General features: G+C 40.7%; 13 protein-coding genes and 1 pseudogene. 6 read left to right on the top strand and 8 right to left on the bottom strand.

Annotation, left to right across the window (positions count from 1 at the left end):
* Window positions 1–37: 37 nt before the first annotated feature.
* The 3 genes from E0H81_RS06160 to E0H81_RS06150 form a co-directional block, all read right to left on the bottom strand.
* On the bottom strand, window positions 38–1,408 hold the full coding sequence (locus E0H81_RS06160; RefSeq protein ID WP_131317422.1) for an LLM class flavin-dependent oxidoreductase: 1,371 nt from the start codon (window positions 1,406–1,408) through the stop codon (window positions 38–40).
* A gap of 175 nt (window positions 1,409–1,583) precedes the next feature.
* A complete protein-coding gene (locus tag E0H81_RS06155; protein ID WP_131317420.1) occupies window positions 1,584–2,951 on the bottom strand; it encodes an MATE family efflux transporter in 1,368 nt (455 codons plus the stop codon).
* A gap of 120 nt (window positions 2,952–3,071) precedes the next feature.
* Complete coding sequence (locus E0H81_RS06150) at window positions 3,072–4,226, bottom strand: methionine aminotransferase (protein WP_131317418.1); 1,155 nt, start codon at window positions 4,224–4,226, stop codon at window positions 3,072–3,074.
* 221 nt (window positions 4,227–4,447) lie between these two features.
* On the opposite strand from E0H81_RS06150, the gene E0H81_RS06145 reads away from it, so the two are divergent.
* The 4 genes from E0H81_RS06145 (at window position 4,448) to E0H81_RS06125 (ending at window position 9,841) form a co-directional block, all read left to right on the top strand.
* Window positions 4,448–7,312, top strand: a complete 2,865-nt coding sequence (locus E0H81_RS06145) for a type VI secretion system Vgr family protein (RefSeq protein WP_131317565.1) — start codon at window positions 4,448–4,450, stop codon at window positions 7,310–7,312.
* Window positions 7,312–8,880 (top strand): pesticin C-terminus-like muramidase, encoded by a 1,569-nt coding sequence (locus E0H81_RS16110; protein ID WP_244926508.1) that lies wholly within the window; start codon window positions 7,312–7,314, stop codon window positions 8,878–8,880. Before E0H81_RS06145 ends, E0H81_RS16110 begins: the two co-directional genes overlap by 1 nt.
* Window positions 8,864–9,262: a lysozyme inhibitor LprI family protein gene (locus E0H81_RS06130; RefSeq protein ID WP_131317416.1), complete on the top strand. Its 399-nt coding sequence runs from the start codon at window positions 8,864–8,866 to the stop codon at window positions 9,260–9,262. Before E0H81_RS16110 ends, E0H81_RS06130 begins: the two co-directional genes overlap by 17 nt.
* 213 nt (window positions 9,263–9,475) lie before the next feature.
* Window positions 9,476–9,841 (top strand): lysozyme inhibitor LprI family protein, encoded by a 366-nt coding sequence (locus tag E0H81_RS06125; RefSeq protein WP_244926507.1) that lies wholly within the window; start codon window positions 9,476–9,478, stop codon window positions 9,839–9,841.
* Between the two features lie 55 nt (window positions 9,842–9,896).
* Here the strand turns inward: E0H81_RS06125 and E0H81_RS06120 are convergent, their stop codons facing one another.
* Window positions 9,897–10,817 carry a Dyp-type peroxidase gene (locus E0H81_RS06120; RefSeq protein WP_131317414.1) on the bottom strand — a complete coding sequence of 307 codons (921 nt, stop codon included), beginning with the start codon at window positions 10,815–10,817 and terminating at the stop codon, window positions 9,897–9,899.
* 161 nt (window positions 10,818–10,978) lie between these two features.
* Here E0H81_RS06120 and E0H81_RS06115 point away from each other — a divergent pair, with 161 nt between their 5' ends.
* Complete coding sequence (locus E0H81_RS06115; protein WP_131317412.1) at window positions 10,979–11,599, top strand: LysE family transporter; 621 nt, start codon at window positions 10,979–10,981, stop codon at window positions 11,597–11,599.
* A 331-nt stretch (window positions 11,600–11,930) separates the two neighbouring features.
* Here the strand turns inward: E0H81_RS06115 and E0H81_RS06105 are convergent.
* From E0H81_RS06105 to E0H81_RS06090, 4 genes and pseudogenes are all read right to left on the bottom strand, one after another.
* Window positions 11,931–12,413: pseudogene (locus E0H81_RS06105) on the bottom strand (2-thiouracil desulfurase family protein).
* A gap of 4 nt (window positions 12,414–12,417) precedes the next feature.
* On the bottom strand, window positions 12,418–13,218 hold the full coding sequence (gene znuB, locus E0H81_RS06100; RefSeq protein WP_131317410.1) for a zinc ABC transporter permease subunit ZnuB: 801 nt from the start codon (window positions 13,216–13,218) through the stop codon (window positions 12,418–12,420).
* A 3-nt stretch (window positions 13,219–13,221) separates the two neighbouring features.
* Window positions 13,222–14,013, bottom strand: coding sequence for a zinc ABC transporter ATP-binding protein ZnuC (znuC, locus tag E0H81_RS06095; RefSeq protein ID WP_131317408.1), 792 nt, complete (start codon window positions 14,011–14,013; stop codon window positions 13,222–13,224).
* A complete protein-coding gene (locus E0H81_RS06090) occupies window positions 13,986–14,483 on the bottom strand; it encodes a transcriptional repressor (protein ID WP_131317406.1) in 498 nt (165 codons plus the stop codon). Before E0H81_RS06090 ends, znuC begins: the two co-directional genes overlap by 28 nt.
* A 141-nt stretch (window positions 14,484–14,624) precedes the next feature.
* Between E0H81_RS06090 and E0H81_RS06085 the strand changes: the two genes are divergently transcribed.
* Window positions 14,625–15,464, top strand: a complete 840-nt coding sequence (locus tag E0H81_RS06085; RefSeq protein WP_131317404.1) for a metal ABC transporter solute-binding protein, Zn/Mn family — start codon at window positions 14,625–14,627, stop codon at window positions 15,462–15,464.
* Window positions 15,465–15,568 lie beyond the last annotated feature (104 nt).

Below are 15,568 nucleotides of genomic sequence, written 5' to 3'. Positions count from 1 at the left end.
AAAAATGCCCCGAAGGGCACTTTAGAGGGAGAAGCTCTTAAGAGGCTTCAGCAGTATTGCATCTTGCTAATACATGCTGGTTTTCAGGACGTTTCAGCCCCAAGTTTTCACGTAAGGTGGTGCCTTCATATTCTGTACGGAACAGGCCGCGGCGTTGCAGTTCTGGCACAATAAATTCAACAAAGTCATTCAGACCTGCCGGGGTCGAAGGTGGCAATACATTAAAGCCATCCGCAGCTTCATTTTCGAACCACTGTTGCAGTTGATCGACCACCTGTTCAGCTGTGCCAATCAAGGTCCAGTGACCACGGGCAGAGGCAATATGTTCATATAACTGGCGAATGCTGAAGTTATGCTTGGCTGCAATCTCGATCATCATTTGCTGACGGCTGGACTTGATCTCAATATCTTCCAATCTCGGGAATGGTGCATCCAGGTCAAATTGAGATAAATCAATATCGCCAGCTAAACCGGAAATTAAGCCTAAACCAACATCCGGGTGAATCAGGCTATTCAGCAATTCATATTTTTCTTTGGCTTCCTGTTCAGTTTTAGCCACAAATACCGATACGCCCGGCATTACCTTCAGGTCATTAGGATGACGCCCATATTTGCTTAAACGGCTTTTAACATCACGGTAAAACGCTTGGGCATCACTTAAGCTTTGTTGCGCAGTGAAAATAACTTCGGCATATTTGGCTGCAAGTTCACGACCATCTTCCGACTGGCCCGCTTGTACAATGACCGGGTAGCCTTGCGGTGAACGAGGGACATTGAGTGAACCTTGTACATTGAAATATTTGCCTGTATGTAGCGGTTCATGCTGCTTGCTGGCATCAAAAAATTGACCGCTTTCTTTATCATATAAAAATGAATCATCTTCCCAGGAATCCCAAAGCTTTTGCGTTACTTCAATAAATTCATCTGCACGTTCATAACGGACTTTGGCATCCGGATGTGCAGTAAAACCAAAGTTGCGTGCCGTATCCGCCGAAATGGTGGTGACCACATTCCAAGCCGCACGACCTTTGCTGATATGGTCTAAAGAGGAAAATTTACGTGCTAGCAGGTAAGGTTCTTCATAAGTGGTTGAAGCAGTTGCAATAAAACCAATGTGTTTGGTGACTGCTGAAATGGCAGCAAATAAAGTCACCGGTTCAAAGCCGACAACCTTGTCGCTATAACCAATACTTTGCTTGTTTTTAGACGCGCCATGACTCCAATTCACCGATAAACCGTCGGCAAGAAAATAGGCATCGAACAAACCTTTTTCTGCAGTTTTCGCCAGTTCTATAACGTAATCAATGCTTAAATGATCTTGTGGACGAGACTGCGGGTGACGCCAGCCTGCTGCGTGCTGTGAGGTGGTTGGAATAAAAGCACCCAGTTTAATTTGTCGTTTAGACATGGTCATACCCTGTTGTAATCATTCATTTTCAACAGGGTTATAGCAAGGAATCAGGCGCTTGAAAAATACGATAAAATTAAATCCTTATAACCTATATGGGATAAGGATGTGGATCGCCTCAATCAAGGTTTGGTAGAGGCTTGTTTTCATCAATGCGCTGATTAAAGGAAGGCACTTAAATCAGGGCGGTTACGGTTTTTTTCTTCCACACAAACTGATAATACAGTCCCTGCAAAATACACAAGCAGACGAATGCCAGAGCATAGGCATACCAAATGCCTTGCAAGCCCCACCATTGACTAAACAAATAGGCGCACGGCACTTCAATACCAATAATCGCGGCGATATTAATGAGCATTGGAATAGTCACGGTACCACTGGCACGCATGATTGAAGCAAAAATGGCACTCGCACCAAAGAAGATAATCGACCACAACACAATAAACAGTAATTGCTGCCCAAGGACCACCACCGTCGGGTCGGTAATAAATAGCGCCATCAGATATTTTGAGAACAGATAGGCCAAGGCCACCAATCCACCGGTAATCAGGATATTCATACCCAGTGCAGTACGCGTCACTTTGTTCAGAAGTTCCGATTTTCCTGCACCAATGGCTTGAGCTGCGAAAATGGATGCAGCAATAGAAATAGACAGGGCAGGGAATTGAATGTAGTTCAGTACCTGATTGACTGCACCATAAGCTGCGGTTGCATGTGAACCATAACGATTGACCAGGCCGACAATCACCAAACCGGCAACGGATGTGGTAACCATTTGCACACCGGTGGGAATGCCCAAACGCAGAATGATTTTACTGAGTTCAGGTTGATGACGGATATGGCTGAGCAGATGACGGTCCGGTTTAAGCGGATGATCTTTTTTATTCAGGTACACGGCCAGAAAGATCAGTACCGCAAGATAACCGACAATGGTGGCAATGGCAGGCGCAACAATGCCCATTTTCGGAAAGCCAAAATATCCTGCAATCAGTACCGGGGTAATCAGTACGCCTATCAGAATGGTCATGCCTGACGCAATCAGCGGGGTGGTGCTGTCACCGACACCGCGTAAAATTGAAGTATAAATAATATAGATAAACAGTAATGGACTACCGGCAAGCATCCACTGCACATAAGGCAGAGACAGGTGCATGACGTCAGGATCTGTGCCTAAGGCAAGCAAGATATGTTCAGCAAAAAGCACCCCCAACAGGGCAATGATACTGCCGCCAATTAAAGTCATAAACAGGGTTGAACCAACCACACAGCGGACTTTTTCAACATTCTTCGCTCCCCATGCCTGTCCAACCAATACGGTTGCGCCTGCTGAAAGACCAATCACGAAAGCCATCAGACAGAACAAAATCGGGAAGAACACAGCCACTGCTGCAATGGCATTTACCCCCATCATTTGCCCAACAAAAACGGTATTAATCGTTCCTGAAAGATTTTGCAAAATATTGGTCGCAATCAACGGCAACAGGAAAATTAAAAAGGTTTTCCATAATTTCTGTTGAGTGAGCAGGGATTGATGTTGAGGCATTGAACGTCCTGTAAAGGTGTTTTTATCATTTTCAGATTTAAACTCACACTACCTGAATTGGCTTAAAAAAGCCTTAGTTGTTCAGTAACTAAGGCTTAAATTTATGAACAAATCATGAACTTAAACGGCAGATAAAATTGCAGAGGCTTGTTCTAGGGTTTCATCTTTTTTGGCAAAGCAAAAACGAATTAAACGTAAATTTTCCGGTGCTTGCTGATAAAAAACGGAAACAGGAATGGCGACAATGCCATGATGCTCCGCAAGAAATTTACACATCTCGACATCGTTTAAATCGGGGCGAATGGCACTGTAATTCAAGTTCTGGAAATAGGTCCCTTGCGACGGGGTAAAATGAAAGCGTGAATTACGAATGCCAGCATTAAACAGATCACGTTTTTCCTGATAGAAGTCGGCCAGTCCATCAATATGTTCAGGATGCTGCTGCATAAAAGTTGCCAGTGCCATTTGTATGGGGGTGACACCGCAAAAACTGACAAACTGGTATACCTGTCTAAATAGTTTCATCAGTTCAGGTGAGGCAATGCAGTAACCGGTTTTCCAGCCGGTGACATGAAAGGTTTTACCAAAAGAACCAACCACAATACTTCGGTCACGCAATTCAGGAAAAGACAGCGCAGAATAATGCTTTTGACCATCATAAATCAGGTGTTCATAGACTTCATCGGATAGCACCACAATGTTTTTATCACGAATCAGTTCAATTAAATTTAGCCAGTCCTGATGTGACCAGATTGCACCTGTAGGATTGTGAGGGGTATTCACAATGATCATTCGGGTCTTGTCATTGATAGCATCCTTGACCTGATTCCAGTTCACGGAAAACTCCGGTGAAAGCAGAGGAATATGAATGGCTTGAGCACCCACCAGCTGCACGCTGGGGCCATAACTGTCATAGCAGGGATCGAAAATGATGACTTCATCACCGGCATGGATCAGTGCTTGAATGGTGCAAAAAATTCCAATGGTTGCCCCTGGGGTAATGGTGATTTCGGTAATCGGGTCAATCACCAGTTGGTCGCGTTTTAAAAACTGGTGTGCCAATTGTTCACGTAGCGAAATCAGTCCATCACTTGGTGCATATTGATTAAAGCCATCTAAAGTGGCTTGGCTTAAGGCTTTTAATAAGGCAGGCGGGGCTGCAAAGTCTGGAAAACCTTGAGAGAGATTTAAGGCATTCAGGCGATGTGCCATTGCAGTCATCACACTGAAAATAGTGACACCTTGTGCAGGCAGTTTGGAATGGATGTCAATCATGACCCGAACTCTTGAATATTGTTATTCTTTTTAGTGTAGCAGCAAGCGTGGGGCTGAAAAATAAAAGTCTGGTTTAATCGCTACATTTTTTAACTCATCTGATCCATTTAGCTGAATGCAGCTTTTTATCAAAATAACAAAAAATGCACTAGACTAAAAAAACAACATTTCCTAGAATGCAGCCACGAATAAAAATAAAATTATTAGAATAATAAATGACTATATTAAATACGATCCATACTGTGATTGAAGCTATGGGCTTAAGTTTGCAAAAACGTGCCCTGCATTTATATTTTTCCAACCAACTGCTCAATCCTCAGGTCTTTATTCAAAGAATTGAAGGACAACATCAAATCAATCAAGGACTGAAAGCAGAACTGATTTGCCTGTCGACCAATGCCTATATTCCCCTGAAGCAATTTATAGGCGGCCGAGTAGCTGTCGACCAAGTGACTGATCTAGGTGAGCTCTCTCGAATCACAGGTGTGGTTACGGGCGCCAGTCAAGGTCAGAGTGATGGGGCACTCACCCTCTATAAAATCACCATTGAAGATGCGACTGCACTCTGGCACAAGCGCCGCAATAGTCGTGTGTTTATGAACAAAAGCGTGCGTGATATCAGTGAAATACTGTTTAAAGAATGGCAAGGTAAAAGTGCCTTGTTTGCAGCCAGCTTAAGTCTAAATACCCAAGGCTTAACCCGAGACTACGATATCCGTCCTTTTGTGATGCAATCCAATGAAACCGATTATGAATTTCTGACACGACTGTGGCGCAGTGAAGGCATTAACTGGCTGATTGATGAATCTGAACACAGAGTTGCAGTGTCTTCCTCCGCGATTCAGCCGCAGAAACTGCGTTTGATTGATGATAATCATCAATATAGCGCGTTAAGCAGAAGATCAATCCGATTTCATCGTAGCCATGCCACAGAACGCCTAGATAGCATTACCAGTTTTATCGCCGAACGCTATTTGCAATCCACCGCAATTCAGGTACAGCGTTGGCAAGCCAGCAGTCTGTCTCAAGATCAAGCCGATAGCCTGCTCAGTCATCATCAACATAGTGAGTTGCAGGACAATGAAACCTTAAGCTTGGAGCAAGCCTGGAGCATTAGCCCTGCATGGACATCCGATTTAACCGGTACAGATCAAGCAACCACTTCAGGCAGTCAGCAGTTAGAAAAATTGAATCAGCAGCTGGGCCAGTACCAAGCGTTGCAGGCCAAATATTTCACTGCGCAGAGTAGCGTGCGTGATGCCCAGGTAGGCTACTGGTTTGAATTAATCGATCATCCAGAAATTGACCGGCATTCAGGTTCAGATAAAGAATTCCTGATTTTAGGCAAAGCTTTTTATAACCAGAATAATTTACCCAAAGACATTCTTCGTCAACTTGATGCCTTATTAACTTTAAGCCGCTGGCACCATCAAGGTGATGAACGGCAAGCCAATGAGCTGTATCTGGTACGTCGCAATGTCCCCGTGGTGCCTGAATATAGCCCTTTAATATATCGGCCTGCGGCCTATCCACAACGTGCCAAAGTCGTGGGGCCTGAAGGTGAAACTATTTTTGTGGATGCATGGGGCCGCATCAAGGTGCGCTTCTTGTTTACCCGTACCGATGACCATGGTCATGATGGGGGTGCAGGGAGCAATGAGAACGACACCGACTCTGCCTGGGTAGATGTGTTGACTCCTTGGGCAGGCGAAGGTTATGGCGCACGATTTCATCCTCGAATTGGTGAAGTAGTGGTAATTGATTTCTTTGAAGGTGATGTTGATCGGCCTTTTGTGGTGGGACGTATTCATGAGGCTGAACGCCATCAGACCAAGTTCGATATTAAAGGTCAGTTACCCGATACCAAAAAGCTCAGTGGCATTCGCTCGCAAGAGGTCGCTGGCACAGGTTTTAATCAACTTCGTTTTGATGACACCACAGGACAAATTAGCAGCCAGTTGCAGAGCAGTCATGGGGCGAGCCAGCTGAATTTGGGCAACTTGAGCCATCCAAAAGCTGCCGAGACCAGTGAGGGGCGTGGTGAAGGCTTTGAGCTAAGAACCGATCAATATGGAGCTGTTCGTGCGGGTAAAGGTCTGCTGATTTCCACACATCCTCAAGATCAAGCCATTGCCAATCATCTCAGTACAAATGAGGCAAAGACTCAACTGCAATCGAGTCTGAATAATTCTGAAGCATTGAGTCAAATCGCAAAGAACCAGCTGACAGATCCGTTGGATGTTTTGGACAATTTGCAAGCTTTTCTTGAGCACATTGAAAGTGGGGAAAAAGAAAAAGCGGATACATTTAAACAGGCTTTAATGCTACTCGCAGCGCCTAATTCGATTGCCCTTGCAACCAATGAAGATATTCATATTTCAGCAGATCAGCAGATTAACCATAGTGCGGGAGATAGTATCAACCTCAGTACACAAAAATCTTTGATTGGGCATGCAAGTCAGAAAATCAGTCTTTTTGCAGCACAAGAAGGATTCAGAGCTTTTGCTGCAAAAGGAAAGGTTGAACTACAAGCACAGGATGATGCAATCGAAGCGATCGCGCGCAAGGTCATCAAGCTGATTTCTACAGAAGATAAGATTGAAATGATCAGCCCGAAAGAGATCGTGCTGACAGCTGGCGGGTCACAGTTAAAGATTAATGGTGAAGGTGTTTTTACAACTACGGGCGGTAAGTTTGAGAGTAAAGCGGGGCAGCATAGTTTTGTGGGAGGGCAGAAAGTACTAACCCCTCAGGTAAGTTTGCCGATACTTGAAACGCCTTACAGCAATCAAGTTGATTATATTTGGAACAGACTATCTATGGGAGAAAAAGAGATTTTTATTGTTGATAAATCAGAAGGGAAATTAATTAAAAATATTAAAAATGAATTGGGTAGCGAAAAAAATATTAGTTCTTTAAGGTTCTATACTCCACAACAAGCAGAATTTACAGCATTGGGATTTAACTCTTTAAACACTTATTTAAGTCAGGAAATATCAAACGATAATTGTGATGAACTGATAGAAGAAACAGAAGAAGAAATTTCAGAAGAGGATGAAGTTTACACAGAAGAGGACTTTGACTAATGAGTAATTTGGTCACAATTATTTCTAAATTCTATGATAAATCTGGTCAACGAGTGATCAATCTCAATGTAAAGTCTCGTTATCATGGATCCACCAGAGAAAATCCGCAAAAGACAGATGAAAAGGGCTTTTTCATCTTTCAGGCTTCTTCGAACAGAACCATTGAAATTTTAGCTAAACCGCCTAATGCTAAAGAGTATACAGTGTTTAAAACGATTAATTCCTCTCTAACCTCATCTGTTAGTAATCCGATAAAAGTACAATTGCCAAAAACTATTGAAGAATACAAAAAGGGAAATGTAAAACAACCTGCGAGTGGAACAGTTTTTACCTTATTTAAAGTTATAGATCGTACAGGAAAAGTTATGGTTGATTTTCCTGTTCAATCAAGACCCAAAGGTAAAAAAGCTTTTGAACGTGCTACTAATAAAGAAGGGATTGCAGAAATTGAGTCTTCTCCAAATAGAGACATAGAGATTTTAGTTCTGACATCTAGTGATAAATTTATTCTAAAAAAATCTGTAAATTCTGGTACTGGTTCACAACAGCCAATTCTTATTAAATTAGATGAACCATATGAAAGTTTTAAAAGTTTATTGACAATAACTCTGCTAGATAGAAATGATAATAACTATATTGTAGAAAAAACGAACGTTGAAATATTGGCTCTAGATAGTAAAGAAAAAAATATAATCACTACTTCAAATGGAAAAATTACAGTTCGTGGCCATATTGGAAAATGGTTAAGGATAACCGTATATAAACCTGATGGTACTCCATTAGAATCTATAAATTATTTGCCAAAAAGAATAAATGAAAGTTCTGTTAAGTTGCATCTAGATGTGGATGTAACGAATGGAAGTACTCAGCAAGATAAACCAGTTATAAATAAAAGTATTAATCATAAAGAGTGCTCTTCTGAATGCATTATTCAAACATATTCTTTTGAAACATCTTCAGGAACAATGATTATTTCCAAAGAATCTCTTGAATCAATTCTAAAATGGGAAAAATATGAATCTAAACCTTATGTACCGAGTAAAGGAGGAGATGCTAGAAGTGGCGTAACCTTAGGGTATGGTTATGATTTAGGACAACAGAGTATAGAACAAATTAAAAAAGATTTAGCTTTGTATTATAATCCAAATCAAATTCAACGCTTATTAAAAGCTCAAGGAAAAAAAGGCGTATCTGCACAAGCTTTAGTGAGTAGTCTATCTGATATTACGATAAGTAAAAATAAAGCTTATGATATGGTAATGATAGTAAAGAAAAGATATGCAGAAGATGCATTAAAAATTTACCCTGATATTTTAAAATATCATCCTCATTGTCAAGGTGCAATTTTATCGCTTGTATATAATCGATATATAGGTCTTAAAGGAAATAGACGAAGAGAAATGAGAGAAATTCAGGATGATTTAAAAATAAGTGGAAGTAATGTTCCTATATCTTTAAGAAGTATGAAACGTTTGTGGACAACAAAACAAAATAGAGGTTTACAAGCAAGACGAGAAGATGAAGCAAAAATTTTTGAAAAAGGATTAAAATGTGATTGTTATAAATAAATTTTTATTTTTTTTAATTTTATTGGTTTCTTTAAATACTTATGCAGTTATTCCTGAAGATTTTTTATACAAAGATGCTCTAAAAGTGAAATGTAAAAAAGGAAGTCCTATGCAAGATGACTTAATGTATTGTGTTTCAAGAGATTATCTAGAGTCCGATAAATTATTAAATGTAGAATACAAAGATAAGCTTAAATCAATGAATATGATTAAGAAGAAAAAAATATTAATAAGTCAAAGAGCATGGTTGAAAAATAGAAAAAATAAATGTACATCGGAATATAAAGAGGCAGAGGAAGGAAGAGAAGCACCCATTTATTTAATTGATTGTTATGCACAAGAAAATCATAAGCGAATAAAATTTTTAGAAAATTATAAATAATTGATAAAAATTAACTTTCTTAATATATTTAGTCTGCCATTTTTAAGTTAACTCATTATTTATAATTCAAATTATTTTTTAATTATATTATTAAATTTTGATAATTATTCACCTCTTATGAGGATTTTTTAATAAAATACTTAATTTTTTTATATTAATTATTTGATTTTGGATTTTTTAATTCATAAAAATAATTCATGAAAGGACTAAAATGTGATTGTTTTCAAAAAAAAACTAATAAGTTTTATCTTATTATCAACTAGTTCGATAACATGTTTTGCTTATAATCAAAAGTGTGTTCCTAATAGTATAATTTTTAATGAAATTTTAGAGTGTTATATAAGTGATTATAAGGAATATGATAAAAAATTGAATAAATTATATAAGAATAAAATAAGTAAAATATCAGAAATTAAAAAAAATAAATTAAAAAATTCTCAACGAGAATGGATTAAGCTTAAAGAGTCAAAATGTATAGCAGATGAAAAAAATTATGGAAGAGAAAGCCATTTTGATGCTATTCAATGTCAAATTGATATGACTAAAGAAAGAATCTCATTTCTAGAAAGATATAATTAATTTATTAAATCTATTAAAAAATGAGAAATAGCTTATCAAGCTATTTCTCATTAGATCACCCTTCCAAAACTTCTTCCAACAGCTCTTCACTTGGCGCAAAGTAATACGCGCCATCCATTGGTGTTACAAAGTGTAGAAGTCGGTCATGAATACCATCGCCCGCTATACCAAACATGTGTTGTAGCATGCGATCAATAATTCCTAAATTTTGGGTATAAGCAATAAAGAACAAACCCTGGTCACCTTTACCATCACCATAAGGAAGGGAGTGACGTAAAATTTCCATTTCTTCGCCTTCATCATCTTCAATCACAACACGGGCAATATGGGCATTTTTAGGTTTAACCTCATCATCCAGTTCAATAGACTCTAACTTGGTTCGACCCATCACATTTTCTTGGGCATCGACTTTTAGTTGTTTCCATTTTGCCAAGTTATGAGCATAGCGTTGTGCAAAGACAAAAGAACCATCAGCAAAAACTCCAGCATCATCACCGAGTAAAGCGACTTCGGCACGGTCATCCGGGAATTGTGGATTTTCAGTGCCATCAATGAAACCTGTGAGGTCACGACCATCAAAATTACGGAAACATACCCGTTCATCCAGCACTTCAACTTTATCTTGAATGCCTTCAAAGAATGACTGGCTTAACGCAAAACAAATATCAGTACGTTGAGATGCAACATGAATGAGAACATCGGCAGGGACAACCGGCATTTGAAAGGAGCCTTGAAGGGGTTCCAATTGTTTAAAACCTGCTGGTGTTTGATTATAGAGTTTTGCCCAAAGTTCGGGACCAAAAGCGACACCGGTTTTAATTTGCGCATTGGGATGCTGCGTGATTAAACGATCACGTGTGGTAAATAAATCTGCAAGTTTCTCTTTTAACTCATCAATCGTTAAGTCTTTTAAACGTAAAACAATAAACCGAGCATGATCTGAAGGTAATGGTAAAATTACAGATTGGGCAGTCATACATGGCTCCTAACAATTTTTATAAAATACGTGGCTGGCTTTATTGTGCCTCATCACTGCCTGAGTGAATAGCCAAAGTTTTATTTTGATAGTTGATTTTTAACGTTTCATCAGCATGAAAAGTCATATAATAAGCTGGTCTTTCTATCTCCTTGTATTTTATGTCTTACCAAGTTTGGCTTGCCTATATGCTGGCATGTTGGGTGATTAGCATTTCTCCTGGCGCAGGTGCAATTGCTTCTATGTCGAGTGGTTTAAATTATGGCTTTCGCCGAGGCTACTGGAATGCTTTAGGTTTGCAGTTGGCGTTGTTGGTGCAAATCGGGATTGTGGCTGCCGGGGTAGGGGTACTATTTGCAACTACGCCATGGGCATTCATGGTGGTGAAATGGTTCGGCGTGTTGTATTTGTTATATCTGGCTTATCTGCAATGGAAAGCACCAACTCAGTCAATTAAAATTCAACAAGAACAGCCGGATAAATCTATTGCTAAACTGGTCCTGCATGGCTTTTTGGTCAATATGAGCAACCCGAAAGCGATTGTGTTTTTACTGGCAGTGTTGCCGCAGTTTCTGGATTTGTCCAAACAACAATGGATTCAATATCTGATTATGGCCGCGACCATGATTACAATTGATCTGATCGTGATGGCAGGTTACACCGGACTTGCAGCTAAAGTTTTACGGGTTCTAAAATCGCCAAAACAGCAAAAAGTCATGAACCGTACTTTTGCAGTGTTGTTTGCCTGTGCCGCAAGTTTGTTGAGCTTAGTACATCAGTAACAGTACCGTAATACATTTCGAAAGGCTATTTCTTGATTTTTAAACGTATTTCATCTAATTTGCCAGCATTAAAATAACAAATAGGCAAAGCAGCATGTCAACTCCATTATGGATTTTGATCTATGTCTTACACTGCACTTTAACCAAGTGGATTATTTCATGGGGCGGGGCAGCGTATATTCAGGGTTGGAAAACATAGTTTGTCTTTAACACCTCTCAGTCTGAAGAATGGACGAAGGATCAGGTCATCATGATGGCGTGGTTCTTTTGGATTGCATTCACGATTTTATTTTTGATTGGGCTGTTTAATCCCGAATTTAGATTTTATAAATTAAAGAATAGTCTTTGATAATTGCACCAAGAATTCATGCTCAGTCATGACGGTTATGCCATGCTGTTTAAAGAGTGCAGCGGTGACGCCATCGCCATGAACTTTATGTCCTGAAAATGAGCCGTCATAAATCAAGTCACTACCACAAGACGGACTTTTGGCTTTTAATATGGCATGGGTAACTTTAAATTGTTGAGCTAGTTTTAAGGCTTGATGAGCACCATCAATAAAGGCATTAGACACATCGTTGCCTAGATTATCGAGAACAAATGCTTGGTGTTGTAATACGTCGATGCTCGAAGCATACTGAATTTTAGCAGGTGGACGAGGAGTGGGCAGACCACCGGCAACTTCAGGACATAGACTGATATATTGATCTGGTAACAGATGATCTAAAATCCCTCTAATCAAACAATCTTTTCCATCTTACCGAACCTTATGTTCGAGCAAACATGCACTCATCAAGTAGCGTTTGCTGGACATATGACTAAGCCATCTTTTTCACTTTCTGCACTGCAAAAATCAGCGCAAATAAAATTGCCATGGTCAGTACAATGGTTAAACCGGTCGATGTATCTAAACCGGCACTTGACCATAAACCGACACTAATCCCAAATTGCGCAATCAAAAAAGCCCAAATCACCATCTGTTTAGGTGAGTTTGCCAGCAGGCGAGCCGTCAGGGCTGGAATCACCAGTAAAGCGCCCATTAACAATGAACCTACGGCACGTAAAGCCAATACGGTAAAGAGTGCCAATAACAGCATAAACACCAGACGTTGCCATTTGGCATTCACGCCTTCACTCACTGCCATATCAGGGTCAATCGCAATTTGAATTTGGGCTTGCCAGTTTTTATATAGCACAGCCAGTGCAGCAATAATGACAAAAGCAAACATCGGTAGATCTGACCAGGAAATTTGTAGCAGATCACCAAACAAATAGCTGAGCAGTTCCGGTCTTAAGCTTGGAATATGCTGAATAAACAATAAGCCTGAACAGAGCAGGGTGGCTGAACAGAGCGCCAGCAAAGCATCATTGGGCAGACGAGGGTCATGCAGCACCCATAAAACACCGACCAATAAAAATGCCAAAAAGGTCACGCCTAACCACAGCGGCAGACTTAAGGCACCGGCAATCGCAACACCCAATAAAGTCCCGTGCGCCATGGTATCGGCAAAAAAAGACATCCGTCGCCATAACATTAAACAACCCAGCGGAGCAGTTAGAAACACCAGTAGTGTTCCCATGGTCCATGCAGGCAACAATATTTGTAACCATTCCATCATGGCTTAAGCTTCCGGTTCGGGGTGAATATGGGGACGAGGATCATGCTGGCACGGGGTTGCACTGTCACCATGGGCGCAATGATCATGATGATGTTGATAGAAAACCCGATTAGTGCCAAAAATGGCCTGATATTCTGGATGCTTCTGCACATTTTCAGGTAAGCCACTGCAACAGATGTGTTTATTTAAACAGACCACACGGTGTGTACCTTGCATCACCCATTGCAGATCGTGCGATACCATCAACACGGCACAGCCATATTTGATTGGCAGGCTTCTGACATATTCATACAGTTCAGCTTCTGACTGAATATCTAAACCTTGCATCGGTTCATCTAGAACCAGTACATCGGGTTGACGCAATAAAGCACGTGCTAAAAGCACACGCTGACGTTCACCGCCGGACAGTTGCTGAACTTTACAATCCTGTAACTTGGTGATGCCGGTATCGCGAATAATTTCTGCTTTTCTATCCGCAGCGCATTTTTCTAAGGCCAGCAAGTCTTGCACGCGTAAAGGCAGGCTATGCGACGGATTGAACTTTTGCGGCACATAAGAAAATTTTAATTTTTTATGACTATGAATTTTGCCTGAATTGGCTTTTACAATCCCTAACAGGACTTTAATCAGGGTGGATTTCCCTGCGCCATTCGGGCCAATCAGCGTGACAATTTCTCGCTCATGTAAGGCGAAATCGACATTCTTTAAAATGTCACGCTCATCGATGCGTACACTGATTTTGTCTAACGCAATCAGTGTATGAGGGTTTACTGTTTGTTGCGACACTGCTGACATATCCCAGAAATTTCAATAATACTGTGATGTGCAGTAAATTGATCAGATGCTGAAAGTGCATCTAATTGTGTTAATAAACCTTGTGCAGAAGCTTCTGTCACATTCTTGCAATCGGTACAAATTAAAAATGCAGCCTGATGTCCTTCACGCGGATGACAACAAGGAATATAAGCATTAATAGAGGTTAAACGGTGGATTAAGCCTTTTTCTAATAAAAAGTCTAAAGTCCGATAAACCGTCGGTGGGGCGGCAGGGCGGTCTGAATTGCTTTTGATTTTAGCCAGTAAGTCATATGCACCCATTGGACCGGTGGCATTTAAAATCAGTCCTAATACTTCTTTTCGTAACGGTGTTAAACGTGCGCCAGTCGTTGCACAGAGGTTTTCCGCTTCAGCGAGACGTGTTTCGACATTATGATGGTCGTGTACGCCATGTAATGCATTGTGATGTTCGTGAGAACATGAGCTCATAGCCAACCTCAAGTGCGAAATTTATAAAAACAAATGGACATTAAATCTTAACATGAAGCGATACCCGTTTCGATTAGACGTAGGTATTTTTGTTGATTTGTTATATTATAACACCTGTTGAATCTTTGGTAATCTTCTTTCATGTCCCGTTTCTTTGCATTTTGTGCGCTTGCCTTATTCAGTAGCTTAAGCTGGTCACAAAGTTTAGTGGTCTCTACGCATCCCATTTATCTTATTGCTGAAGAAATCACGCAAGGTGTTGAAAAGCCTGTACTGTTGCTCGCCGATCAAACCGGACACGATGTCACGCTCACGCCTGCACATCGCAAAGCCATCCTCGATGCATCATTAGTAATCTGGTTGGGCAAGGCACATGAAGCACCACTAGATAAACTGTTATCGGATAATCCCAAAGCCATCTCTATTTTAGATTCAGGGATCGTACAGACATTGCCGCAGCGCAATACCCGTGGCGTGGCTTTAAACAATACCGTGGATACCCATGTCTGGCTTGATCCAAACAATGCGGTGCGGATTGGCTTCTTTATCGCTGCACTGCGTTCACAACAATTGCCCGAACATAAAGATGCCTATTGGGCCAATGCCAAGCGTTTCGCCCAAGAGATGTTACTGACTGCACAACAGTATAATAGTCGCTCAACGGCAAAGACCTACTGGTCCTATCATGATGCTTATCAATATTTGGAACGGGCCTTGAATTTGAAATTTGCCGGTGCACTGACCGATGATCCGCATGTCGCACCGACTCTGGCGCAAATTAAATACCTAAATGACAGTCGTCCAAGTCGCAATATGTGCCTGTTGGCAGAAGGGCATGCCAGTAAAAACCAGTACCGTAAACTGAATCCGATTACCTTCCAGGCAGTAGATGAAAGCATGGGCGGGGCAGGGGATTTTGTGCTGGCTTGGAAAAAACTTGCCGAGCAAACCCATAACTGTGTGCTAAATGCACGAAAGTAATACAAAAAATAAACAACTATTGATTAGTATCAAAGCAACTTGATCGTGGAAAAAAACCAGACTTAAGTCGGGAAAAGATTGCATGTTCAGGGGTGTAACTCTAT

It is taken from the genome of Acinetobacter terrestris, from assembly GCF_004331155.1.
Lineage (GTDB): Bacteria > Pseudomonadota > Gammaproteobacteria > Pseudomonadales > Moraxellaceae > Acinetobacter > Acinetobacter terrestris.
This window is presented reverse-complemented; position numbering and strand designations above follow the sequence as displayed.